Source organism: Nocardia wallacei (assembly GCF_029868745.1).
Lineage (GTDB): Bacteria > Actinomycetota > Actinomycetes > Mycobacteriales > Mycobacteriaceae > Nocardia > Nocardia wallacei_B.
The window spans coordinates 1-24,107 of record NZ_JARWOP010000387.1; the positions used below are offsets into that span (position 1 = coordinate 1).

General features: G+C 68.4%; 21 protein-coding genes. 6 read left to right on the forward strand and 15 right to left on the reverse strand.

The genetic code is table 11. The features are described from left to right. Positions 1-404: 404 nt before the first annotated feature. The 6 genes from QH470_RS37345 to bluB all read left to right on the forward strand — a co-directional run bounded on the left by QH470_RS37345 (position 405) and on the right by bluB (position 7,261). On the forward strand, positions 405-1,814 hold the full coding sequence (locus QH470_RS37345; protein WP_280277119.1) for a WS/DGAT/MGAT family O-acyltransferase: 1,410 nt from the start codon (positions 405-407) through the stop codon (positions 1,812-1,814). Between the two features lie 58 nt (positions 1,815-1,872). Further along, positions 1,873-2,385 carry a DUF6912 family protein gene (locus QH470_RS37350; RefSeq protein ID WP_280277157.1) on the forward strand — a complete coding sequence of 171 codons (513 nt, stop codon included), beginning with the start codon at positions 1,873-1,875 and terminating at the stop codon, positions 2,383-2,385. Positions 2,386-2,469: 84 nt separating this feature from the next. After that, positions 2,470-3,633 (forward strand): ferredoxin reductase, encoded by a 1,164-nt coding sequence (locus QH470_RS37355; protein ID WP_400179695.1) that lies wholly within the window; start codon positions 2,470-2,472, stop codon positions 3,631-3,633. A gap of 127 nt (positions 3,634-3,760) precedes the next feature. Next, the gene (locus QH470_RS37360; protein ID WP_280277120.1) at positions 3,761-5,161 is read left to right on the forward strand and encodes a fatty acid desaturase family protein; all 1,401 of its coding nucleotides are present in this window, start codon (positions 3,761-3,763) and stop codon (positions 5,159-5,161) included. A gap of 97 nt (positions 5,162-5,258) precedes the next feature. Then, positions 5,259-6,509 carry a fatty acid desaturase family protein gene (locus tag QH470_RS37365; RefSeq protein WP_280277121.1) on the forward strand — a complete coding sequence of 417 codons (1,251 nt, stop codon included), beginning with the start codon at positions 5,259-5,261 and terminating at the stop codon, positions 6,507-6,509. Between the two features lie 122 nt (positions 6,510-6,631). Then, positions 6,632-7,261 (forward strand): 5,6-dimethylbenzimidazole synthase, encoded by a 630-nt coding sequence (gene bluB / locus QH470_RS37370; RefSeq protein WP_280277159.1) that lies wholly within the window; start codon positions 6,632-6,634, stop codon positions 7,259-7,261. 84 nt (positions 7,262-7,345) lie between these two features. Here the strand turns inward: bluB and QH470_RS37375 are convergent, their stop codons facing one another. The 15 genes from QH470_RS37375 to QH470_RS37440 form a co-directional block, all read right to left on the reverse strand. Next, positions 7,346-8,638: an acetyl-CoA C-acyltransferase gene (locus QH470_RS37375; RefSeq protein WP_280277122.1), complete on the reverse strand. Its 1,293-nt coding sequence runs from the start codon at positions 8,636-8,638 to the stop codon at positions 7,346-7,348. Positions 8,639-8,709: 71 nt separating this feature from the next. Further along, positions 8,710-9,129, reverse strand: coding sequence for a lasso peptide biosynthesis B2 protein (locus QH470_RS37380; RefSeq protein ID WP_280277123.1), 420 nt, complete (start codon positions 9,127-9,129; stop codon positions 8,710-8,712). Then, positions 9,126-9,407, reverse strand: coding sequence for a lasso peptide biosynthesis PqqD family chaperone (locus tag QH470_RS37385; RefSeq protein WP_280277124.1), 282 nt, complete (start codon positions 9,405-9,407; stop codon positions 9,126-9,128). Before QH470_RS37385 ends, QH470_RS37380 begins: the two co-directional genes overlap by 4 nt. Beyond that, entirely contained in the window at positions 9,404-11,188 is a 1,785-nt protein-coding gene (locus QH470_RS37390; RefSeq protein ID WP_280277160.1) for an asparagine synthase-related protein, read from the reverse strand. Before QH470_RS37390 ends, QH470_RS37385 begins: the two co-directional genes overlap by 4 nt. Positions 11,189-11,293: 105 nt before the next feature. Then, positions 11,294-11,431, reverse strand: coding sequence for a keywimysin-related RiPP (locus QH470_RS38415; RefSeq protein WP_425302852.1), 138 nt, complete (start codon positions 11,429-11,431; stop codon positions 11,294-11,296). Positions 11,432-11,679: 248 nt separating this feature from the next. Further along, positions 11,680-12,360, reverse strand: coding sequence for a ribosome hibernation-promoting factor, HPF/YfiA family (gene hpf, locus QH470_RS37395; RefSeq protein ID WP_280277125.1), 681 nt, complete (start codon positions 12,358-12,360; stop codon positions 11,680-11,682). Positions 12,361-12,621: 261 nt separating this feature from the next. Beyond that, complete coding sequence (locus QH470_RS37400; protein ID WP_280277126.1) at positions 12,622-13,266, reverse strand: ComF family protein; 645 nt, start codon at positions 13,264-13,266, stop codon at positions 12,622-12,624. A gap of 34 nt (positions 13,267-13,300) precedes the next feature. Next, the gene (gene lpqB / locus QH470_RS37405) at positions 13,301-15,154 is read right to left on the reverse strand and encodes an MtrAB system accessory lipoprotein LpqB (protein ID WP_280277127.1); all 1,854 of its coding nucleotides are present in this window, start codon (positions 15,152-15,154) and stop codon (positions 13,301-13,303) included. Beyond that, on the reverse strand, positions 15,151-17,064 hold the full coding sequence (mtrB, locus tag QH470_RS37410) for an MtrAB system histidine kinase MtrB (protein ID WP_425302853.1): 1,914 nt from the start codon (positions 17,062-17,064) through the stop codon (positions 15,151-15,153). The genes lpqB and mtrB overlap by 4 nt, the downstream gene beginning before the upstream one ends. A 29-nt stretch (positions 17,065-17,093) precedes the next feature. Beyond that, a complete protein-coding gene (mtrA, locus tag QH470_RS37415) occupies positions 17,094-17,771 on the reverse strand; it encodes an MtrAB system response regulator MtrA (protein ID WP_228824209.1) in 678 nt (225 codons plus the stop codon). A 78-nt stretch (positions 17,772-17,849) separates the two neighbouring features. Further along, positions 17,850-18,497, reverse strand: a complete 648-nt coding sequence (locus QH470_RS37420; protein ID WP_280277128.1) for a dTMP kinase — start codon at positions 18,495-18,497, stop codon at positions 17,850-17,852. A gap of 210 nt (positions 18,498-18,707) precedes the next feature. Further along, on the reverse strand, positions 18,708-20,183 hold the full coding sequence (ahcY, locus tag QH470_RS37425) for an adenosylhomocysteinase (protein WP_280277129.1): 1,476 nt from the start codon (positions 20,181-20,183) through the stop codon (positions 18,708-18,710). Positions 20,184-20,284: 101 nt separating this feature from the next. Further along, the gene (locus QH470_RS37430; protein ID WP_280277162.1) at positions 20,285-21,394 is read right to left on the reverse strand and encodes an alkane 1-monooxygenase; all 1,110 of its coding nucleotides are present in this window, start codon (positions 21,392-21,394) and stop codon (positions 20,285-20,287) included. Positions 21,395-21,768: 374 nt separating this feature from the next. Beyond that, the gene (locus tag QH470_RS37435; protein WP_280277130.1) at positions 21,769-22,464 is read right to left on the reverse strand and encodes a response regulator; all 696 of its coding nucleotides are present in this window, start codon (positions 22,462-22,464) and stop codon (positions 21,769-21,771) included. Next, positions 22,461-23,987, reverse strand: a complete 1,527-nt coding sequence (locus QH470_RS37440) for a sensor histidine kinase (protein ID WP_280277163.1) — start codon at positions 23,985-23,987, stop codon at positions 22,461-22,463. The genes QH470_RS37435 and QH470_RS37440 overlap by 4 nt, the downstream gene beginning before the upstream one ends. Positions 23,988-24,107: the final 120 nt, after the last annotated feature.

Below are 24,107 nucleotides of genomic sequence, written 5' to 3' on the forward strand. Positions count from 1 at the left end.
GCATCCGTTTCCCCCCGGGCACGCGACCGTTGTCGCCCGCCGGGCGGGCGGCGCGGGGCGGGGCGCCGGCCCGGGGGCGCCGGCCGCCGGTCCACGAGCGGACGCACGATGGCAGGGCAGCGTGGCTCGGCTCGCCGGACCACCGTGCCGCATCGGATCGCCGGAATCACCGGCGCCCTCCAGCGGCGGCTCGAAACTCGGCGCGCGTGACAGAGACCGGCGTCGGCTGCCCACGGATTCCCCCTCGTAGTCGTCTCCCCCTGACACGAATCGGACCAGCATGCCATGGGGACCGCCGAGCGCAAAGGCTTTCCCCCGGTATCGCGACATGTCCCACACGCCGGGGCGCGAACGGTTTGTGTGACATCACAATGGAGCGGGTATCGGAAGGAGCACCCGGCAGCGTGATCACGAGACTGACGCCGCAGGACGCGTCGTTCCACCGGCTCGAGTCGAGCAGCAATCCGATGCACATCGGCTCCCTCGCGATCGTGCGCGATGGCGCCGGCGACTCCGGCGGGGCGTCGCTGGACTACGACGGTCTCGTCGACCTGGTGGAGCAGCGGCTCGCCCTGGTCCCGCGCTATCGCCGCAAGGTGCGTGAGATTCCCTTCGGCCTGGGCCGCCCGGTGTGGGTGGACGACGGCCGGTTCGACATCACCTATCACGTGCGCCGCTCCGCGCTGCCCGGTCCGGGCACGGACGCGCAGTTGCACGACCTGGTGGCCCGGCTGGCCTCGCGGCCGCTGGACCCCACCCGTCCGCTGTGGGAGATGTACCTGATCGAGGGGCTGTCGGGCGGCCGCCGCGCGGTGTTCACCAAGACGCATTCCGCGCTGGTCGACGGCGGCACCGCGCTGGAGATCGGGCACGTCATCCTCGACGCCGGACCGTCGCCGCGCGAGGTCGCCGACGACGCCTGGATCGCGGTGCGCGAGCCCGGCGAGGTCGAACTGCTGGCGATGGCGCTGGTCGAGCTGGCCGGGCAGCCGCGCGAGGCGTTCGAGGTGCTGCGGCAGGCCGGCGGCGACGCCTTCGGGCTGGCCGGCGGGCGCGCGTTGGAGAAGGCCGTGTCGCTGCTGCGCGGCACCGCGCCCGGCCGCGACGGCCCGTTCCACGCCCGCACCTCCCGCAACCGCCGCTTCGACGTGGTCCGGACCGATCTGGAGGACTACCGCAAGATCCGGCGGCGCTTCGACTGCTCCATCAACGACGTGATCCTGGCCGTGGTGACCGGCGCGCTGCGCATCTTCCTGCAGTCGCGCGACGAGGTGCTCACCGAGTCCGCGGTGCTGCGGACGGTGGTCCCGATGTCGGTGTACATCGAGGGGCAGCACGGCGACCGGATGAAACCGGCCAGCGAGGTGTCGTCGTTCGTGATCGATCTGCCGGTAGGCGAGGCGAATCCGGTGATGCGGCTCTCGCACATCTCGCACGCGACCGAGGCGCACGCCCGGCACCGGCGCGGCGTGCGGGCCCGCACCCTGGTGCACATGGCCGGGTTCGCCCCGGCGAGCCTGCACGCCATGAGCGTGCGCGCGGCGAGTACGTTCGCAGAGCACACGTTCGATCTGGTGATCACCAACGCGCCGGGTCCGCAACGGCCGATGTACATCGGCGGCGCGCGGATGCTGGAGATGTATCCGGTGTCGCCGCTGCTGCGCAACCAGGCCTCGAGCATCGGCATCACGTCCTACGACGGCCGCGTGTTCTACGGTCTGAATGCCGACCGCGATGCGATGGCCGATATCGGAGTACTGTCCGCGGCGGTGCACGAATCCATGGAGGAGATGCTCGGTGCCTGCGTCCAGTGAGTCCGGCAAGCCCGCGGGCGACCGGAAGCTACGCGTCTACGTTCCGGCGACCGTTCCGATGCTGCGCGAGCTGGTGGCCGACCGGGAACTCCGCGCGATCAACGACACGGCGTTCGCGGTGACCCCGGCGCTGCGCGAGGCCTACGCCTCCGGCGACGACGAGGAACTGGCCGAGGTGGCGATGGGCGAGGCCGCGCGCGCGGCGCTGCGCCTGCTCGCCGAGGAGCGCGAGGCGGCGGGCCTGCACGCCGGTGACGACGACCCCGAGCACCCCTATTCCGGTCCGGTCTACCGCCGCGCGGTGATCGCCGCCGACGTCACCGGCGCCGCGCTGCGCCCCGACCTGGACGACGCGGTGGTCCGGCTGTCCGGCCCGATCACCTTCAACCGGATCGCGTCGGTGCACGTCGACCTGGCCGAGGCGGAGCCGGCCGTGGCCAAGGCCGTGGACGTCGTCGACGCCGCCGACCTGGGCGACGAGGACGCCGAGTTCGTGCTGGGCGACGCCGAGGACTATCAACTGGCCTGGTACGCCACCCAGGAGCTGCCGTTCCTGCTGGATCTGATGTGAGCGTGCCGCGGTAACCTACGATGCCGTAACCTGGCACCGGGAGAGCGCGCGGTGGAGCGCGCCGGCATCGTTCAACACAGTGAAATGAGCATCCGCACGATGGTCCTGAAATCGGTACAAGGCGTCCGAGAATGGTTGGAGGCACCGGTCGCCGAGGCGAAGATGTCCGGCCGGACGCGGCTGAACGCGCTCCGCGGCGCGGCCGCCCGGGTCACCACTCCGCTGCTACCGGACGACTATCTGCATCTGATCAATCCGCTCTGGTCGGCGCGCGAGCTGCGCGGGCGCATCGTGTCGGTGCGCAAGGAGACCACCGACGCGGTCACGCTGGTCATCAAGCCGGGCTGGGGCTTCGATTTCAAGTTCACGCCCGGTCAGTACATCGGCATCGGCGTGCTGGTCGGAGGCCGCTGGCACTGGCGGTCCTACTCGCTGACCTGCCCGCCGGACTGGACCGATCCCGACAGCCGGTCCAAGCGCCTGATCTCCATCGCGGTCAAGGCGATGCCGGAAGGTTTTCTGTCCAGCCACCTTGTCAACGGGGTCCCCGAGGGGACCATCGTGCGGCTGGCCGCACCGCAGGGCGGGTTCGTGCTGCCGGAGCCGCCGCCGGCGAAGGTGCTGTTCCTGACCGCGGGCAGCGGCATCACCCCCGTGATGGCCATGCTGCGCACCATGGATCGCCGCGGCAGCTGGCCCGACGTGGTGCACGTGCACTCCGCCCGCTCCGCCGACGACGTGTTGTTCGGCGCCGAGTTGAGCGAGTTGCACGACCGGCATCCGAGTTTCACCTCGCACCGGCACCTGACCGGCGAGCAGGGCAAGTTCACGCTGGATCGCCTCGATGCGCTGTTCCCGGACTGGCGCGAGCGCGAGACCTGGGCCTGCGGCCCGCTGGGAATGCTCGACGACATCGAAAAGCACTGGGCAGCAGCGGGGCTCAGCGACAAGCTGCACATCGAGCGGTTCGAGGTGGAACGCTCCGCGGTCGGGCAGGGCGGCACCGTCACCTTCGGCCGCAGCGGGCGCACCGCGACCGTAGACGGCGCCACCACGCTGATGCAGGCCGGTGAGGACGCCGGCGTGCAGATGCCGTTCGGCTGCCGCATGGGCATCTGCCAGACCTGTGTCGTGTCTCTCACCGACGGCCACGTGCGCGATCTGCGCAACGGCACGGAACATCAAGCGGGAGAGAAGATCCAGACCTGCATCTCGGCCGCTGCCGGCGACTGCACCCTCGACGTATAGCCGAGGGGACCATCATCCGCGGCCGCGGGTTCACCGAAACCCGATACCCTCGAGGGTAGTCGAGCCTCCGGGCCGCGAACACGCCGTACCGAAGGCACGGCACCGAGCACAGGGAGCAGGAGACGCGGTGGCAATCACCGATATCAAGGGGTTCGCCCATCTGACGGCGGCCGATATCGAGACCCTGGGTCAAGAACTGGACACGATCCGCCGGGACGTGGAGCTATCGCTCGGCGAACGCGACGCGACCTACATCCGGCGCACCATCCGCGCTCAGCGCATGCTGGAGGCGGCAGCCCGCGCGACGCTGTTCGCCGGGCGGAACCGGTGGGCCTGGGTGGCCGGCACCGCGATGCTCTCGGTCGCCAAGATCATCGAGAACATGGAACTCGGGCACAACATCAGCCACGGGCAGTGGGACTGGATGAACGACCCGGAAATCCACTCCACCACCTGGGAGTGGGATATGACCGGGCCGTCGGCGCAGTGGCGGCGGGCGCACAACTACTCGCACCACACCTACACCAACGTGCTCGGCAAGGACGAGGACCTCGGTTTCGGGATCCTGCGGATGACCCGCGACGAGGAGTGGCGACCGGTACACCTGGCGCAGCCCGCGGCGAATCTGGTGCTGGCCGCGACCTTCGAGTGGGGTATAGCCCTGCACGACTGGAGCATCGACAGGGAATTGTCCGACACTCCGCGCTGGCAGGTGATGTCCGAGCCGAACCGGGCGTTCGGACGCAAGATCGCCCGGCAGGTCGCCAAGGACTTCGTGATCTACCCGGCACTCACCGGTCCCGGCTGGAAATCGACGCTCGAGGCGAACGCGGCCGCCAACCTGGTCCGCAACCTGTGGGCATACGCGGTCATCTTCTGCGGCCACTTCCCCGACGGCGCGGAGAAATTCACCATCGAGCAGTTGGAGGGTGAGACCCGCGGCGAGTGGTATCTGCGGCAGATGCTCGGCAGCGCGAACTTCTCCGCGGGCCCCGTGATGGCGTTCATGAGCGGGAACCTGTGCTATCAGATCGAGCACCATCTGTTCCCCGACCTGCCGAGCAACCGCTATCCCGAGGTCGCCCGCCGAGTGCGGGAGCTGTGCGACAAATACGACCTGCCCTACACCACGGGCTCGCTGGGCAAGCAGTATCTGCTCGCCTTCCGCACCATCCACAAGCTGGCGCTGCCGGACCGGTTCCTGCGGCGCACGGCCGACGACGCCCCCGAGACCTCCTCGGAGCGCAAGTTCGCCGGGCTGACCCTGCCCGCGTTGCCGAGCACCGAGCAGTGGGCCGAGAACCACTGGCCGGTGGATCCGGTGACCGGGCAGCGCCGCGGGTTGCGCTCGGCGCTGGCCGAGGCCAAGGTGGCGCTGAAGGAGAAGGCGCGCCACGAGAAGGAGTCGCTGCACGAGGCCAAACTGGCCCTGCAGGACAAGGCTCGCCAGGAGAAGAAGGTGTTGCGGCAGCGGGCGTTGCGCGAGCGCGCGATTCGACGGGTACGCCGACGTCAGCGGTCCAATTAAGCACATGTTGGTCTCGATCACAATGCGGCGTACGCCACAGTTGTGAATCGATAAAGCCACAACCTACGGAGCCGTAACCTACGGTAGTGTAACCGGCATGGCGATCTCGGATGTCAAGGAATACGCCCACCTCACTCCCGAGGATGTGGAGGCCATCGGTGCCGAGCTGGATTCGATCCGGCGCGAGATCGAGGCGTCCCGTGGCGAGCGCGACGCCAAGTACATCCGTAATGTGATCCGGCTACAGCGCGCGCTCGAGATCTCCGGCCGCGCGGTGCTGTTCGCGAGCTTCCTGCCGCCGGCCTGGCTGGCCGGCACGGCGCTGCTGAGCACCGCCAAGATCATCGAGAACATGGAGATCGGCCACAACGTCATGCACGGCCAGTGGGATTGGATGAACGATCCCGAGGTCCACTCCGCGACGTGGGAGTGGGACAATGTCGGCCCGTCCGAGCACTGGAAGATCACGCACAACTTCCTGCACCACAAGTACACCAACGTGCTGGGCATGGACGACGACATCGGCTACGGCCTGCTGCGCGTCACCCGCGACCAGCGCTGGGCGCCGTTCTATCTCGGCCAGCCGGTGTACAACCTGCTGCTGCAGATGTTCTTCGAATACGGCGTCGCGATCCAGCATCTGGAGCTGGGCAAGGTCGCCAAGAAGAAGTGGGCCGCCGACAGCCCGGAGCGCAAGCAGTTCGAGGCGGACCGCCGCCTGGTGCTGAAGAAGGTCGGCAAGCAGGTCGCCAAGGATTACCTGATCTTCCCGCTGCTGACCGGTCCGGCGTTCTTCTCCACACTGACGGCCAACATCACCGCCAATGTGGTGCGCAACGTGTGGACCAACGCGGTCATCTTCTGCGGCCACTTCCCCGACGGCGCCGAGAAATTCACCAAGGCCGACATCGACGGCGAGACCCAGGGCCAGTGGTACCTGCGGCAGATGCTGGGCAGCGCCAACATCTCCGGTGGCCCGCTGCTGCACTTCATGACCGGCAACCTCTCGCACCAGATCGAGCATCACCTGTTCCCGGACCTGCCGAGCAACCGGCTCGCCGCGATCGCGGTGCGGGTGCGTGAACTGTGCGACAAGTACGACCTGCCCTACACCACCGGCTCGCTGCCGGTGCAGTACGCCAAGTCGTGGCGCACCATCATCAAGCTGTCGCTGCCGAACAAGTACCTGCGTCGCAGCACCGACGACGCCCCGGAGACCAGGTCCGAGCGCGCCTTCGGCGGCGCGTCCACGATCGACCCGGCCACCGGTCGCCGCCGTGGGCTGCGCACCGCGCTGCAGGAGGGCCGTCGCCGGATCGCCCGCCGGGCCGCGGCGGCCGTCGCCTGAGCTTCCCGTATTCACGCACCCCGTATCGGTTCCCCTCACCGATACGGGGTGCGCCTTTGTGTAGGTGGTTTCCCGGGGTGCGGCGGACCGATGTCGCCCCGCCTGATTGACTGAGGCACGTGTTGGCTCAACCCGGTATCTACGACGTGATTCGACAGCGGCGCGACGTGCGCGCGGAGTTCACCGGGGAACTGGTCGACGACGAGACGCTGCTGCGGATCCTCGACGCCGCGCACCGCGCGCCCAGCGTCGGCAATTCGCAGCCGTGGGATTTCGTCGTCGTGCGAGACCGGCAGCGGCTGGCGCGGTTCGCCGCGCACGTCGCGCGGAAGCGCACCGAATTCCGGGATGCGCTGCCGCCCGAGCGGGCGCGGGTCTTCGATCCGATCAAGATCGAGGGCATCACCGAGAGCGGCACCGGCATCGTCGTCACCCACGACGACAGCCGCGGCGGGCCGCAGGTGCTCGGGCGGGCCACCGTCCCCGAAACCGGGCTCTACTCCACGGTTCTCGCCATTCAGAACCTGTGGCTGGCGGCCACCGCCGAGGGCGTCGGCGTCGGCTGGGTGAGCTTCTACGACAGCCCGTTCCTCACCGACCTGATCGAGTTGCCGCCGGGTATCCGTCCGATCGCGTGGCTGTGTGTCGGGCCGGTGCACGAATTCCAGCAGACGCCGGATCTGGAGCGCTTCGGCTGGCGCGCCCGGCGTCCGCTCGAGCACGCGATCCACTGGGAACGCTTCCGGACCTGAGTATCGCTGCGCGCCAGCTGCTTTCCCCGCACCGCCAGATATAGATGAACCGTCGCCTGTACGTGGGCGGTAAACCGTCGCGGCTCAGACGCGTTCCAGGACCGCCGACGCGCCGATGCCGCCCGCCGCGCAGATGCCCAGCAGGGCGGCGCTCTTGCCGGACAGCGCGAGTTCGTTGGCCATGGTGGTGACCATGCGGGCGCCCGTGGCACCGAAGGGGTGCCCGAGGGAGACCGAGCCGCCGTGCACGTTCAGGATCGCCGGGTCGATCTCGCCGACGGCCGAGTCTCGACCCAGGCGGTTCTCGGCCCAGTCGTCGCTGGCCAGCGCGGCCAGCACCGACAGGGTCTGGGCGGCGAACGCCTCGTGGATATCGACGAAATCGACGTCGGCGAGCGACATTCCGGCCTTGTCGAGGGCACGCGGCATGGAGATGGCCGGGCCGATCAGCACCTGATCACGCGGGTCGACGCTGACGTAGCTCCAGGAGCGGAACGCGGCCAGCGGTTGCAGGCCCAGCTCGCGGGCCTTCTCCTCGCTCATCAGCAGCACCGCCGCGGCCCCGTCGGTGAGCGGGCTGGCGTTGCCGGCGGTGACGGTGCCGTCCTTCGCGAACACCGGAGCCAAGGCCGACAACTTCTCGACGCTGGTGTTCGCCCGCACCAAGCCGTCGCGGGTGACCGACTTCCCTTCCGGCGTCACGACTTCCAGCACCTCGCGGTCGAAGCGGCCGGACTCGATGGCCGCGGCGGACCGGTGGTGCGAGCGGGCGGCGAACTCGTCCTGCGCGACGCGGGTGACACCGTGGATACCGGCCATCTTCTCCGCCGACTCCCCCATCACCTCGCCGGTGGTGCGCTCCTCGATCTTCGGCCGGCGCGGCAGGAGATCGGTGAACGGCGCCAGCTGCGCCACCGCCGACAGATAGTCCTTGGGTTTCGGCTTGCCCAGCGCCAGCGGCGCCGCCGCATGCACCATCTTCTGCGGCAACTTGACCTCGGCGTTGCTGGTCGAGTCGCTGCCGCCGGCGATCATGATGTCGTACTCGCCGCGCTCGATGGCCGCCGCCGCCGTGGTGACCGCCTGCAGTCCGGACGCACAGGCCCGGGTCACGGTGTGGCCCTCGCAGCCCGGGTCGAGCTTCAGGTCCAGGGCGATCTCGCGGGCGATGTTCGGGGCCGCGCTGGGCAGGATGACCCCGCCCCACACGATCGCCTGCACCTGCTCCTTGGGCAGCCCGGTCCGCTCCAGCAGTCCGGCAACCGCCGCATCGGCCAGGTCGATGGAGTCCATCCGGGTGTAGTCGGTGAACGCCCGCACGAACGGTGTGCGAGCCCCGGAGACGATGACGGCACGGCGAGCGCCCTGGGTTGCCATGGGAATCCTTTCGAGAGAACCACCTGGCCACCAAACTTACTCGGAGGTAAGAATAAAATCGAGACACGGTGTCACAGACAAACGGACATCAGGACGGCGTAGTAGTCACCGGTGAACGACTCGCCCACCGGTTCGCCCTCGGCTTCCACCCACGCGTGCGCGGCCATCGGCGGCAGCCTGCGGACGCCGACCCGCCAGGTCGGCCATTGGCCTCTGGTCCGGCACAGCAGGGTGATCACGATCGAGCGCAGCAGGCACGAGCGCGGCCCGACACACGCGTAGCTGACCGCCGTGACCTGCTCGTGCGCGACGCTCGCGGCCTCGAATGTGGCGGGCGCGGCGCCGATCCGGAGTATCGCCAGGATCGCTCGGATTCGTGCCGGTTTCGCCTTCGCCAGGACGCGGGCGACGGCCACCAGGACATGGATGAGGATCCGCGCCCGCAGGGACGTCACGCCGGGGTCGTGGAACAGCGGATGGTGCGTTGTCACGACAACTCCGAGGTGGTTTCCCAGTCGCCGATCAGGCCGGCGGACCGCAGTTCGCCGAGCAGCGCGCGGATGTCGTCCAATGCCTGCTGCTCGGCTACGTCGTACTTCGCCGTGACGGCCGCCACCGCCGCGGTGAGACTGCGCGACTCCGCGAACTCCCGCAGCGCCACGGCGGCCGAGCCGTTGAGACCCCAGTAGACGCCGCTGCGCTCGTCGAGCACCATGACGCCGTAATCGGTCTCGGCCAGCGAAACCTTGTCCAGGAACAGTGAATTCATGATTCCCCCCGTAGCCACGCCTCCGCGGCGATGGTCAGGTCGAGCGAGGCGCGGTGCTTATCGATCAGCAGAGGTTGGGCGCACAGATCTCGGACCGCCGCCGAGTCGATTATTCCGAGTTCGGCGAGCCGGGAATTCTCCAGCAACGCAAGAATATCCCCGCGGTGCCGCCGCAGACCGCGCGCGACGCCCGCCGAAGTATTGGCTTTGGTGCCGCGATGACGGGACGTTTCCGGAACGATTCCGGCCATAGCCTCGGCCAGCAGCGGCTTGTATCGACCGGTGTCGACCCGCTCCGGCGGGCGCACCGATAAGGCGGCCCCCACCACCGAATCGTCGAGATAGGGCGCCGCGATGGGCACGCCTATTCTTCTGGCGAATTGCTGGCATAATCGAGCGCCGCGCGCGACACCGTGCAGCTGTTCCAGCGTTTGATGCAGCCCGCGATCCTGGGCCAAGGGTTCGGCGTCTTTCGCGCATTCGCGTATCGCGTCGCGCACCGTTTCCGATGCGCCGGTGGTGAGCCACGGCGGAGATATGATGCCGAGGCCCCAATTTATCGCCGGATCGGGCGCCCAGGCCGGGGTCGACACAATATTGTCGGCGATATCAGTTAGATGTTCTCGGTACGATTTGTTTCCGGCCATCTGCATTCCGACCCGCCACAGCGGATACTTGTGCTTCGCCGACCAGCGCCGCGCCGTGCGGATGGCCGTCAGCGGATCCCGTCGGACGGTCGCGTGCAGCCACCCCCAGCTCACCCGGAGAATTTCGTCGCCACCGAATCCCACGAACCGGATCTGCGTGTCCAGGTCGACGCTGCGATGGCAGACCGCCTCCAGTTTGGCCTTGTTGACCTGGACGATGCACGGCTCGTCGAAGCGGTCGTCGGTGGTGCAGATCCCGTCGTAGGTCAGGGGTAGTTCGTCGGCGCCGACCACGACATGTTCGACCGAGCCCAGCCCGGCCACGGTGTCGCGGGCCCAGCGGATGTCGTCGTCCAGGTCGTCGGGGCTGGTCGCGGTGATGGCCACGACCTCGGCGCCGCTGCGGGCGGCGAGGGAACAGAGCGCCGTCGAATCCACGCCGCCCAGATCGGACGCCACGCGGCGCTTGCCCGCGGTTCTCAGTTCGACGGCCTCGCGCAGGCGGGCTCGGAGCAATTCGGCGCCCTCTGCCAGCGTGAGTTCGGCGGCCGGCGGCTGCCACCACCGGTGCTGCGCGGCGTGGCCGTGGTGGTCGATCTCGAGCGTGTGGCCGGGCCATACCACCTCGATGCCGGACCAGACGGACCGGAACGGCAGCGGCCAGGGCACGACGTACAGCAGCAGGAGCGCGAGTTGCTGCCGGTCGATCTCGGCTCGGGCCAGCGTGGCGAGGACATCGGCGCGGTCGCTCGCGACTCGGACGCCGTCCACCACGGCATGGAAGACCCGCCGCAACCCGGAGGCCGTGCCGCGCACGCGTACTCGGCCGGGACGGGAGCCGATCACATGGAAGCTGCCGGGGGCCGAGGCCGTCGCCCGGCCGAAGAGTTCGGCGCCGAGACCGGCGAGCCTGCCGGGCGGCATATCGTGCTCGCCGATGGCCGCACAGGCCTCGTCGCGGCCTCGGTACACGGCGACTTCGGATTCCTCCCAATGCCCGATGATCCACGGGCGGCCACTCGGATGAGATATTTCCCGCACGCTTCCGTATTCGGCACGCACCCGATCGTCGACGATTTCCGCACCCGGCCCGTCGGCTAGAACCAGAAACCATGACGGCGCGCTCGACAGCACAGCCAATGTTCCCCCCTGAATTCGGTTCGATTCGGCGAAATCAGCCGAATCCGGACGAGCCGCGACTCCGCGTCGGCGCACCGGCCGAGCCGCGGCCCGACGCGTTCAGTTCGGCCAGTTCTGGTCCCCGAAGGGGAACTCGGGCAGGAAGCTGGAGAAGCCTTCCGTAACCTCCTGGAAAGAGCCGATTCGGACCAGAGTCGGTCGTTCGTACGCCAGCATAATGTCGTTCCTCGATTTCATGAGCACGCCGAATACACCGAGTCGAAGTATTCGAACTCGATTGTCCGGCAGAATCCACAATGCTAAATCGAAAGCGCCCCCCCACGGGTGCGCCGATTGAATTCCCCTCCCGTCGGTCACAGGGCCGTTCAATACCTATGATAAGGCACCGGCGCTGCAATTCCCCCTGCTCGCTGTCCGGACCGGACAGCCTGGCGACGAGGGGCCGAAGGCGGAAACCATCGGCCCCGTGCGCGAATCGGATGCCGCTACGCGAGCCGGATCAGGCCGTAGTCGAAGGCGTGGCGGCGATAGACGACCGACGGTCGGTCGGTGTCGCGGTCGTGGAAGAGGAAGAAATCGTGGCCGACGAGTTCCATCTGGTAGAGCGCGTCGTCGACCGACATGGGATTCGCCGGATGCACCTTGGTCCGGACGATGTGGCCCGGCCCGGCGTATTCGCCGGATTCCGTGTCCTCGGACCGATGTTCGTGGGTGACGGTCCCGTTGGCCGGGGCCGGTACCGCCTCATCGATCAGCGTGGCCGTGGCCTCGGCCACCGAGAGGGGGGTCTTCTCCCCGTAGTGCACGCGCCGCCGATCCTTGCTGCGGCGCAGGCGGCTCTCCAGTTTCTCCACGGCCGACTCGAGCGCGGCGTAGAAGCTGTCCGCACAGGCCTCGGACCGGGCCACCGGTCCCTTGCCGCGCACGGTGATCTCGAGGCGCTGGCAGTTCTTGCGCTGGCGGCGATTGCGTTCGTGGAACAGTTCGACGTCGAACAGGTGGATCGACGGATCGAAACGCTCGAGTCGGGAGAGCTTCTCCTCCACGTGGATTCGGAAATGATCGGGAACCTCGACGTTGCGGCCCTTCACCACGACGTCCGCTCGAGGGCTTCTGGGCCGGTCCGCTGCAGGCTGCTCGGCGCCGTTGCGTTCGAACTCGAACACAGAGCCGTCACGGGCCGAGGGATCTGCTGCTTTCACTGAAGGTCGTGAAGTCGTCACGCGTACCTCCCGGATCTGGCCGCACAACCGATGCATGTGCGGCGGGATTCAACCGCGCCGAGTCGAGGCGGATGCCGGGGAACTCGGCACGAAGTCGTCCGAGGTGCCACCTCCAAACTCTCTGGTTCGGGTGTCAGATCGCTCTGTCAGCAACGCTATTACGACAGCGTTCCGACCGCCAGTGTTCACACGAATTTCAAAGCTTCAAGCAGCACATGTCACCAACACGCCATGTGCGGACACACCGGCGCGCGCCAGCGCGCGCACCGATTCGCGGGCCGTGGCGCCGGTCGTGAGGACATCGTCCACCAGCACTACCTCGACGTTCGGGCAGCGCAGCAGGGCGAGCAGCGAATCGCCGGTGGCGCGGATGCCGTCGCGGAGGTTGCGCCGCCGGTCGAGCGGGCCCAGACCGACCGAATCGCGCACGCCTGGCCGGGTGGCCAGCACGGGAGCGCAACGGCTATCGGACAGCCAACCGGTAGCCACCCGCGCTGCTCGGGCGACCGGGTCGCCACCGCGCCGCCGGGCGGCTACCCGCCGGCTCGGCGCCGGCACCAGCAGCAGCGGACGGTCGCGGGACCGCAGCCCATCCAGGCCCCTCGCCAGCGCCAGTCCGAGCGGCGCCGCCAGATCGCGACGCCCCCGTTCCTTGGCCGCCAGCACCGCCCGCCGCGGCGGACCCGAGTACGGCCCCAGCGCCCAGCACGGCACACCCGGATCGGTGCGCGGCCGCACGCGCCGCGGCGGCCCCGCCAGACAACCCGCACAGCTCGCGCACCATCCGGTGCCGGCTACCCCGCATCCCCCACATGCCTGCGGCAGGATCAGATCCAGCAGCGTTCGCATCGCCCCAGTGTGCCGGTGACCACCGACAGAATTCTCACCCCGGCAGCACCGGGACCGCGTTCGCGCCGAGCGGCTTCACCTCACGCCAGAAGCGCTCGCGGCCCGGCTCGTCGGACTGCAGCTGCATCACCGCGCGCGAATCGGCGATGTACTGGGTGTCGGGCGAGGCGCTGAGCGTCCGGACCGGTGGCGTCAGGTTCTGGCTGGTCACCGGATCGGACTCGGAGCCGTCGATCAGCACCGTCTTCACCGGGTCGACGTTGCCCTCGCGCGCCAGCATGATCGTGTCCTCCCTGAACCAGTCCAGCGACACCACCGCGGTGCTCAGGCTCAAGGCGATGGGCAGCGGCGAGGTCAGCGCGTACTTTCCGTCCGCCTGCGGGACCACCACGACCACGTACGCCTTGCCGCCCGCGACGATCGCCGCGCGGGCGCCGGTCCGCGACATGCGCAATTCGGTGATCGGCGTGCGGGGCATGGGCTCGGAGGTCGAGGTCGGCGTCGAGAACAGGGCCGAGGTGTCGACGTCCTGCACCGACAGGTTGCCGGTGCTGCGGTCGTGCGCGGCCCGGACGACCCGGTCCCCGTCGACCACCGACCAGGCCGAACTGCCGTCGGCGGTCCAGGACGGCCGGGTGAAGGTATTGCCCTCGGCGACCGCCAGCGCATTGTTGTCGTTGCCGCCGATCACCAGGGTGCGGGCGGGCTCCGGGGCGGGTCTGCCGCTGTCCGCGACCGCGGCCACCAGCTGACCGTCCGGCGTCATGCCCACCGACTGCAGATTGCGCGCGGTGCCGAAATACCCTGGCACCGGGGATATTCCGCCGTCCTTGACCCGCACCAGCGCGCCGTCGCGCACGGCGTGCAGGCCGATCTTGTTGTGCGAGTTGGCCGATGGGCTCAGCGCGCTGACGTCGGGCACCGACCAGCCCGTGGTCGCGTAGCGCTCGTCGAGCGGCTTGCCGTCGCCCAGCAGGAAGTAGGGCCCCAGCACGCCGGCGTCGGCCAATGTCAGCACGACCTGCGCCGCCAGTAACTCCTTGGCGCGCTGATCGAGCGCCGACGCACCGGCGAAATCCACTTGTACGCCGCCCAACCCGACGCCCACCCCGTCGGTGTCTCCGTTGGGTTTGGTGATGCCGCCGCGGATCGTCACCGGGCCGGACAGCACATTGCGCACCGCGGGCGCGAGCGCCGGTTGCGGCCCCTCGGCGAGCAGCGACAGCAAGCGCTGCGCGAGTTGCTCCTTGCGCACCGAGACCCAGCGCAGATCCGGAACCATCGCCGTACCAGGCGTATTCGCGAAATTCAACGCATAGCGCCGGTAGAACTTGGCGAACGCGTTGGAGTCCACCACCACGCCCGGCTGTAACTCATCGATCCGCCACTCGGTGCCGACCTTGGTCATCTCGATGTGGTTCTCGAGCGTGTTGTCCACCACCCGGTACGACCCGTCGGCTTCGAGTTCGCCGATCTTGTGCGCCCGGATCTGATAGGTCGCCGTATCGCCGGACCTGGATTCGCGCAGGGTGTCGGGCTTTTCGACGATGGTGATGCGGGCGGTGTCGTCCCACGTCGCCGCGGCGGCGGGGGTCAGGTACTGGCGGGCGGTCTGGTGGCGGTTGGAGGGGTCCGCGGTGGCCTGCAGGAAATCGCGCAGCAGTAGGTCCGGGTCGCGGCCGGTGCTCGGCGGCGGCGGACCGGCGGTGGTGGGCTCGCGGTCGATGGTGCCCAGCGCCTGGGGGGCCGACGAATCGGGGAGATTGGCGCACCCCGGGAGAGCGAGGAGACCGGCCAGCACCACACCGAGAGTCGCGCGCGCCCAGGACGCGCGGCGTTCGGACGGTCGTGGCGCGGGCCATCGCTGTATTGCGGTCCACAGGCTCATATCGTCGGATCTCCGGAGTCGGTGAGCATGTCCGCGGACCCGGCCCCGTTGCCGGAGTCGGCGGACGTCCGTCGAGTCGGCGGCGAATTCTTTTCTCCCCCGGGCGAATCGGCGCCCGCCTCGAGTGCGGAGCCGGGCAGAGCCGATGCGCCACCGGACTGTGCCGCACCATCGGGGTCGGTCGGCTCCGTCGTCGCGGCGGCATCATCCGCGTGCTGCGCCGCACCGGTTCCCGGCGATTCAGTTGCCCCCGCGTCGGTGGAGCCCGGTTGTTCCGGTGCGTCCGGCTCCGCACCGGCATCCGAAGCCTCTTGCAGCGCAGCGGCTTCCGCCGTCAGCAGCTTGCGTTTGGGTGGTTCCAGCGAGAGCGGGCTGACCCCGAGCTTACGGCCTCGGACCAGCGGCAGCGTGAGCCGGAAGCTCGCGCCCTGACCCGGTTCGCCCCAGGCCTCCAACCGGCCGTCGTGCAGGTTCGCGTCCTCCACGCTGATCGACAGGCCCAGACCGGTGCCACCGGAACGGCGCATACGCGAGGGATCCGAGCGCCAGAACCGGTTGAACACCAGCTTCTCCTCGCCCGGCCGCAGGCCCACACCCTGGTCGCGGACCACGATGCCGACAGCGTTGGCCTCGACATCGCCGCGCATCCGGATCATGACCGGCTTGCCCTCGCTGTGGTCGATGGCATTGGCGAGCAGGTTGCGCAGCACGCGCTCGACGCGCCGCGGGTCCACCTCGGCCACCAGCGGATCCTCCGGCAGATCCACCACCAGTTCGACGCCGGTCTCCTTGGCCAGATGCCGCACGGTGGAGATGGCCGCCCGCGCGCACATCCGCACGTCCAGCGACTCCACCTGCAATTCGGCGACGCCCGCATCGTGGCGGCTGATCTCCAGCAGATCGTTGAGCAGGCCCTCGAACCGGTCCAGCTCGGTGACCAGCAGTTCGGCGCTGCGGGCCAGCGCGGGATCCAGTTCGTCGCTGGAGCCGTGGATCAGGTCGGCGGCCATCCGGACGGTGGTCAGCGGGGTGCGCAGTTCGTGGCTGACGTCGGAGGTGAACCGGCGTTGCAGATTGCCGAACTCCTCGAGCTGGGTGATCTGGTTGGAAAGGCTCTCGGCCATCTCGTTGAACGACATGGCCAGCCGGGCCATGTCGTCCTCGCCCCGGACCAGCATCCGCTCCTTGAGCCGGCCGTCGGCGAAACGGCTGGCGATGCGCGCGGCCGAGCGGATCGGCAGCACCACCTGCCTGGTCACCAGCGCCGTGATCGCGGCCAGCAGGACCAGGAGCACGAGGCCGCCGATCAGCATGGTGCCGGTCATCAGGTCCCGGCTGCGATGCTCGTTGGTGAGCGGGAAGATCAGGTAGATCTCGAGCGTCGGGACCTCGAGGCTGGGACTGCCGATGATCAGCGCCGGTCCGCGATAGCGATCCGAATCCGACACCGTCGTGAACTGGTAGCTGACCTGGTTCTGCTGGACGAACCGGCGCAGTTCGGCCGGCACCTCCTGGATCGGGCCCGCCGGAATCTCCTGCTGGCCGTCACCCACCATCACCAGCGCCGCCTCGTAACTGCCCGCGGCGCCGACCGATTGCGAACTGCTCCCCGAGGTCAGCGCGCGCAGCGCGTCCTGCAGGCGAATCGCCTGGCTACTCGAATCGTTCGCGACGGTCAGCTGGGCCTCGACGGTATTGCGCGCCCGGCCCATCTCCTCGAGTCCCGCGTTCTGCTTGGCCTGCAGCAGCCGGTCGGTGATCTGACTGGTCAGCACGACACCGAGGATCGTGATCACGATCAGCGACAGGGTGAGTGTGGACACCACGACGCGCAACTGCAACGAGCGCCGCCACACATGGCCCAGTGCTTCTCCGACGGATTTGAACCAGTCCACCAGAGCTGCCAGCAACCGCTGAACGCGGTCTCTGGAGCCATCGATCACGGTGGTCCGGCCTTGTAGCCGACACCCCGCACGGTCAGCACGATCTCGGGATTCTCCGGGTCCTTCTCGACCTTGGCGCGCAGCCGCTGCACATGCACGTTGACCAGGCGGGTGTCGGCGGCGTGCCGGTAGCCCCAGACCTGTTCGAGCAGCACCTCACGGGTGAAGACCTGACGTGGTTTGCGAGCCAGGGCCACCAGCAGATCGAACTCCAGCGGGGTCAGCGAGATCTGCTGACCGCTCCGGGTGACCTTGTGGGCCGGCACGTCGATGACGATGTCCGCGATCGACAGCAGCTCCGCCGGCTCCTCCTCGGTGCGGCGCAGGCGAGCCCGCACCCGAGCGACGAGTTCCTTCGGCTTGAACGGCTTGACGATGTAATCGTCGGCCCCCGATTCCAGGCCCAGCACGACGTCGACCGTGTCGGTTTTCGCCGTCAGCATCACGATCGGCACGCCGGAATCGGCGCGCAGCACGCGGCATACGTCGATGCCGTTCATGCCGGGCAGCATCAGATCGAGCAGCACCAGGTCGGGGCGTAGCTCCCGGACCGCGGTGAGCGCCTGGGTGCCGTCGCCGACGACGTGAGGGTCGAAACCCTCGCCGCGCAAGACGATCGTGAGCATCTCCGCGAGCGCCATATCGTCGTCGACGACCAGAATCTTCGGCTTCATAACTACTATGTTGTCATCTCTCCGGCTCGGAACGGGCAACCACGCCAACACTGGTACATTACCGACGCACATCCAACCCTATCGGGCAACCTTTTCCGAGAGGCGCGCGGCGAGTGTTGCCGGATCGTCATGCGGCGCATGGACCCACCAGGGTCCGTGCCAATGCGATTCGGCCAGCACACGATAAACCGCCGCCGTACGTTCCTGCAGCCTTTTGTCGCGTTCGTACGCATCCAGGTCGCGGGTGCGGTCGAGTTCGCCACGGCGGCGGGCACGTTCGGCGGCCACTTCGATCGGCACGTCCAGCAGTACCTGTACATCGGGTACCGGCAATTCGAACCGGCCGAATTCCAATTCCGCCACCCACGAAGCGATTTCACCGTCGGCGGACTGACCGGTCCGCGCGGCATTGTAGGCGGCATTGGACGCGACATAGCGATCGAGCAGCACGATGTCGTTGTCGGCCAACAACTTCGACAGCTCGTCCCGGGCGTCGGCGCGATCGAGCGCGAACAACAGCGCCATCGCGTTGACCGAGGCGGCCACGTCCCCGTGCCGCCCGCGCAGCGCCTCGGCCGCGAGATCGGCATGCACCGACCGCCCGTAGCGCGGGAACGCGAGGGTGCCCACCCGCACCCCCCGCTCCCGCAGCCCACCGGCGACCGCCTCGATCAACGTGCGCTTACCGGCCCCATCGAGGCCTTCCACCGCAACCAACGCACCCATGCGTTGCAGGTTAGACCCTCACAACCATCAACCTCACCCGGGTGCTGAACCGATCCGGGTTCACCTCGCCCAACTCGCACACCCCCAAGGTTCGCGGCCCGTCTCGCGGCTGGGACGCGTGGCGGGTGCGAGGAACGAGTACCCGACACGGGGCCCAGCCGCGAGACTCAGGGGCCGCGAACACGCCGAAGCGAAGCGAAGGCCAAAAATTCAGTACCGGTAGTGGTCCGGCTTGTACGGCCCCTCCACATCCACCCCGATGTACTCCGCCTGATCCTTGGTCAGCTTGGTGAGCGTTCCGCCCAGCGCCTCGACGTGGATGCGGGCCACCTTCTCGTCCAGATGCTTGGGCAGCCGGTAGACCTCGTTGTCGTACTCCTCCGGCTTGGTCCACAGCTCGATCTGCGCGATCACCTGGTTGGAGAAGCTGTTGGACATCACGAACGACGGGTGTCCGGTGGCGTTGCCCAGGTTCAGCAGGCGGCCCTCGGACAGCACGATGATGGACTTGCCGGACTCCTTGAAGGTCCACAGGTCGACCTGCGGCTTGATATTGAGCCGGTCGGCGCCGGAACGCTCCAGCGCGGCCATGTCGATCTCGTTGTCGAAGTGGCCGATGTTGCCCAGGATGGCCTGGTCCTTCATCGCCTTCATGTGGTCGAGGGTGATGATGTCCTTGTTGCCGGTGGAGGTGACCACGATGTCGGCCGAGCCGATGGCCTGCTCGACGGTGACGACGTCGTAGCCGTCCATCAGCGCCTGCAGCGCGTTGATCGGGTCGATCTCGGTGACCTGCACGCGCGCGCCCTGGCCGGCCAGCGATTCCGCGCAGCCCTTGCCGACGTCGCCGTAACCGCAGATCAGCACCTTCTTGCCGCCGATCAGCACATCGGTGCCGCGGTTGATGCCGTCGATGAGCGAGTGCCGGGTGCCGTACTTGTTGTCGAACTTGGACTTGGTGACCGAGTCGTTGACGTTGATCGCCGGGAACGACAGCTCACCCGCGGCCGCGAACTGGTAGAGCCGCAGCACGCCCGTGGTGGTCTCCTCGGTGACGCCCTGGACGCTCTCGGCGATCCGGGTCCACTTGCCCTTGTCGGTCTCGAACCGCTCGCGCAGCAGGTTCAAGAAGACGGTGAACTCGGCGGAGTGGTCCTCGTCCGGCGGGGGCACCACTCCGGCCTTCTCGTACTGGGCGCCGCGCAGCACCAGCATGGTGGCGTCGCCGCCGTCGTCGAGGATCATGTTGGCGGGCTCGCCCGGCCAGGTCAGCATCTGCTCGGCGGCCCACCAGTACTCCTCCAGGGACTCGCCCTTCCAGGCGAATACCGGGGTGCCCTTGGGCTCGTCGATGGTGCCGTGCGGGCCGACCACCACGGCCGCGGCGGCGTGGTCCTGGGTGGAGAAGATGTTGCAGGACGCCCAGCGCACCTGCGCGCCCAGGTCGACCAGCGTCTCGATCAGCACCGCCGTCTGCACGGTCATGTGCAGCGATCCCGAAATCCGCACCCCCTTCAGCGGCTGTACCTCCGCGTACTCGCGCCGCAATGTCATCAGGCCCGGCATCTCGTGCTCCGCCAGCCGAATTTCCTTGCGGCCGAACTCGGCCAAGGACAGGTCCGCCACCTTGTAATCGATCCCGTTGCGGTGGTCGGCAGTCATCTTGCTGCTCACTGCGGTCGTCATCTGCCTCTCCTGGTCGGCGTGTACTCAGGAAAGGCTAGCCGCTTCCATGCGTACGCGATACGCAAGGGAGTCGGGGAGCGCCCGCGGCAGGGGTAGCGCCCCTATGCGGGAGCGGCCGAACCGTAGACCGCCAGGATCCGGCCCCGTTTGCGCGGTGAGATGTTGGCGCGCATGATGTCGCCGCGGTAGTGGGCGAGCACGCGCGGATCCATCACGCGGCGCCACAGCGGCGGGATGGCCGCGAGCAGGATCATCGAGGCGTAGCCGGCCGGAAGTTGCGGCGCCTCTTGCGAACTGCGCAGCGTCTGGTACCGGCGGCCGGGGTTGGCGTGGTGGTCGCTGTGCCGCTGCAGATGGAACAGGAAGATGTTGGTCACCAGGCGGTCGGAGTTCCAGCTGTCGGCGGGTGAGCAGCGCGCCCACATGCCGTTCGGCCGCTTGCTCCGCATCAGCCCGTAGTGCTCGACATAGTTCACCGTCTCCAGCAGTCCGGCCGCCAGCACCGCCTGCAGCAGCAGGTACGGCAGCATCTTCGGGCCGAACGCGAGCAGCAGCGCACCGTAGAGCATGACCGTCATCGACCACGCCTGCAGGATGTTGTTGTGCACGCTCCACCAGCCCAGGTTCCGGCGCCGCAGCCGCTCGTGCTCGAGCCGGATACCGGAGCGGAAACCGCCGATCACACTGCGGGGCAAGAACTCCCACAGAGACTCGCCCAACCGGCCACTGGCCGGATCCTCCGGCGTCGCGACCCGCGCGTGGTGGCCCTTGTTGTGCTCGACATAGAAGTGCCCGTACCCGGACTGCGCCAGTGCGACTTTCGCCAGCCACCGCTCCAGGTGCTCGACCCGGTGCCCGAGTTCGTGCGCGGCGTTGATGCCGATGCCGCTCATGAAGCCCAGGGTCGCGGCCAGGCCGAGCTTGTCGACGACGCGCAGCCCGTCGTCGGCCCACAGGTAAGAGGCCACGAACAGGCCGATCAGCTGGATGGGCAGGAACAGATAGGTGCACCACCGGTAGTACCGGTCGTTGGACAGCCGTTCGTAGTCCTCGTCGTGCGGGTTGTTCCCGTCCTCGCCCACCACCCAGTCCAGCACCGGAATGACGATCAGCACGACGATCGGCCCGAGCCACCAGAACACGGGGTACCCGGTGTGCAATACCAGTTGCGAAGGCAATAACGCGCAGCTGGGAGCCACCAAGCCGAGCACCCACAGATACCGCTTCGGATCAGGCGAACCCGAGCGTTTGCCGACCGTTTGCACTTTCGCCCCGCTAAAGAAGACCCTGGAACTGTTGCTTGTAGATATGTACGCCCATCTCTACTGTTACACCTCACCAAAGCCGGGAAGGGTGACCACCGTTACATACCTCGCAGTACTTTCTTAAGTCTTCACTCAGGTGATATCCGACACCGCACACCGCAGGCAAACACCGGAGGTGCTCGCACACCTCATGCCGCGACTCGCGCGTCGCCGACTGCTCTCGACAGCCGGAAACCTTGCCAGCCGACGGCGAGATTCCACAATAGGGGTGTGAAGTGATTGTTATATAACACAAGATGTTTCGAGCACAGCGGCCCTAGTCAGCGCCGCCACACATAGCGCACCTGCGGACGTCCCGCCCGACCGTAGTCGCTGCGCCGGTCCACCACCCCGTCCTCGGCCAGCCGTTCCAGGTAGCGCCAGGCGGTGACCCGCGAAACCCCTACCGCGCGGCCTGTTTCCGTGGCAGACAGGCCGTCGCTCGCCGCGCGGACCGCCCGCGACACCTCCTCCAGGGTGTGCGGCGCGATGCCCTTGGGCGCCGTGGTCTTCGGGTCGGCGGTGCGCAGGGCGCTGAACGCCCGGTCGATATCGTGCTGGGTGACGGTGGACGCGCCGGCCGTCAGGGCCGCGCGATACTCCAGATAGCGATCGAGCTTCTCCCGGAACGCCGCGAATGTGAACGGCTTCAACAGATACAGCGCGACGCCGTGCGCGACGGCGGAACGAACCATCTCCAGATCGCGGGCCGAGGTGATCGCGATGACGTCGGGCCGCGGGCGCAGCCGGGCCAGCGCCGCGGCCACCTCCAGGCCGCCGATGTCGGGCAGGCCGATGTCCAGCAGCACCAATTCGATCGGCGCGTCCGACTCGGCCGCCCGGGACGCCGTGCGCAGGGCGTCGCGGCCGGTACCGGCGACCGCCGCGACCGTGAACCCCGTCATCCGCTCCAGATACGCACGGTGGGCGGCGGCGATCTGCGACTCGTCCTCCACGATCAGCACCCGGACGGTCATCGCGGAATCCGCACCACGACAGCCGATTCGGCGGACCGCTCGGCGCGCAGGGCGCCGCCGTGCCGCGCCACCAACCGCCGCACCAACGCCAGACCGAGGCCCTGGTGATCGGTCTTGGTCGAATAGCCCCGCTCCATGGCTCGGGCGAACACCTCCTCGGACATGCCCGGCCCGCTGTCCGCGATCCGGAGATAGAGCCCGGTCTCCTCGTGCCGCACGGTCACCTCCACCCAGGCGTCGGGGGTCTGCGCGACCGCGTCGAGGGCATTGTCGACCAGATTGCCCACCAGGGTCACCATTTCCTGCGCGGTCAGCGGGGCCGCGGTATCCAGCACCGTATCGTCCGCGACGGTCAGCTCCACACCGCGCTCGATCGCCTGGTCGACCTTACCGAGCAGCAGCGCCACCAGGGCCGGTTCCCGGACCGCGCCGGTCAGCCGGTCGATCAGGGCCTGCGACAAGCGCAGCTCGGCCGTGGCGAACTCCACGGCCTCCCGATAGCGGCCCAGCTCGACCATGGTGACGACGGTGTGCAGCCGGTTGGCGGCCTCGTGCGCCTGCGAGCGCAGCGAGTCCGCCAGTCCCCGAACCGAATCCAATTCCCCCATCATGTCGCGCAGCTCGGTGTGGTCGCGCACGGTGAGCACCGTGCCCAGCGGCCGGCCCGACCAGCGCACGACGTCCTGGTTCACCACCAGCACGCGCTCGGCGGTCACGTGCATCTCGTCGCGCACCACCTGGAGATCCATGCGGCGCAACGAGATCGGCAGATCGGTGCGGCGGACCGGTCCGTCCGGCAACTCCAGCAGCAGCCGCGCCTGATCGTTGACGACCGCGGCGGTCTCCGCGTCCCGATCGAACACCACCAGCCCCTCGTGGATCGAGTGCAGCACGGCGTCGTGATGCTCGTAGAGGCTGCGCAGTTCGCCCGGTGCGAGACCGTGGGTCTGGCGCAGCAGTCGCCGCCGCAGCAGCAGCGAGCCGAGCACCGCCAGCAGCAGGCCCGAGCCCGCGGCGCCGAGGATCAACGGCAACTGCTGCCGCACCTGATCGCCGATGCGCGCCCGCGTCACGCCCGCCGAGACCAAGGCGACGATGCGGCCGTCGGCGTGCACCGGAGTCACCACGCGGATGGACGGGCCGAGTGAGCCGGTGTAGATCTCGGTGAACGTCTGTCCCGCCAGCGCGCGATCTATGTTGCCGCTGAACGGCTTTCCGATCCGGTCCGGTTCGGTATGGGTGTAGCGGGTGCGGTCGAGCGCCATCACGACGATGAAATCCACGCCGGTCTCGCGGCGGATCCGCTCGGTCACCGGTTGCAGCCGCGCGGTCGGGTCCGGATCGTCCACCGCGGCCGCGGTCGAGGGCGCCTGCGCGAGGGCCACCGCGATGCCGGTGACCCGCCGTGCCGTCGCCTCGTCCTGGTCGCGGCGCAGCTCCCACACGGTCAGCGCCACCCCGACCGCGACGACGGCCACCAGGACGACCAGCTGCACGAGGAAAACCTGGCCCGCCAGCGTCATCCCGCGCGGATCGCGACGTTTCACCAGCACCTCCCGGTGAACGAAATGTACGAAATAGTGACCTCGATCACGGTAGCCGCCACCATTGTCGACAGGACGCGTAGCCCGGCTCACCAGCGC

Bases quoted from the DNA above. Each gene is read 5' to 3' on its own strand.
- QH470_RS37350 (WP_280277157.1), top strand. From the start codon at position 1,873: ATGCTGCGCGAGCTGGTGGCCGACCGGGAACTCCGCGCGATCAACGAC.
- QH470_RS37355 (WP_400179695.1), top strand. From the start codon at position 2,470: ATGAGCATCCGCACGATGGTCCTGAAATCGGTACAAGGCGTCCGAGAA.
- QH470_RS37365 (WP_280277121.1), top strand. From the start codon at position 5,259: ATGGCGATCTCGGATGTCAAGGAATACGCCCACCTCACTCCCGAGGAT.
- QH470_RS37375 (WP_280277122.1), bottom strand. From the start codon at position 8,638: ATGGCAACCCAGGGCGCTCGCCGTGCCGTCATCGTCTCCGGGGCTCGC.
- QH470_RS37385 (WP_280277124.1), bottom strand. From the start codon at position 9,407: ATGAATTCACTGTTCCTGGACAAGGTTTCGCTGGCCGAGACCGATTAC.
- QH470_RS38415 (WP_425302852.1), bottom strand. From the start codon at position 11,431: ATGAAATCGAGGAACGACATTATGCTGGCGTACGAACGACCGACTCTG.
- QH470_RS37400 (WP_280277126.1), bottom strand. From the start codon at position 13,266: ATGCGAACGCTGCTGGATCTGATCCTGCCGCAGGCATGTGGGGGATGC.
- lpqB (WP_280277127.1), bottom strand. From the start codon at position 15,154: ATGAGCCTGTGGACCGCAATACAGCGATGGCCCGCGCCACGACCGTCC.
- mtrA (WP_228824209.1), bottom strand. From the start codon at position 17,771: ATGAAGCCGAAGATTCTGGTCGTCGACGACGATATGGCGCTCGCGGAG.
- QH470_RS37420 (WP_280277128.1), bottom strand. From the start codon at position 18,497: ATGGGTGCGTTGGTTGCGGTGGAAGGCCTCGATGGGGCCGGTAAGCGC.
- ahcY (WP_280277129.1), bottom strand. From the start codon at position 20,183: ATGACGACCGCAGTGAGCAGCAAGATGACTGCCGACCACCGCAACGGG.
- QH470_RS37435 (WP_280277130.1), bottom strand. From the start codon at position 22,464: ATGACCGTCCGGGTGCTGATCGTGGAGGACGAGTCGCAGATCGCCGCC.
- QH470_RS37440 (WP_280277163.1), bottom strand. From the start codon at position 23,987: ATGACGCTGGCGGGCCAGGTTTTCCTCGTGCAGCTGGTCGTCCTGGTG.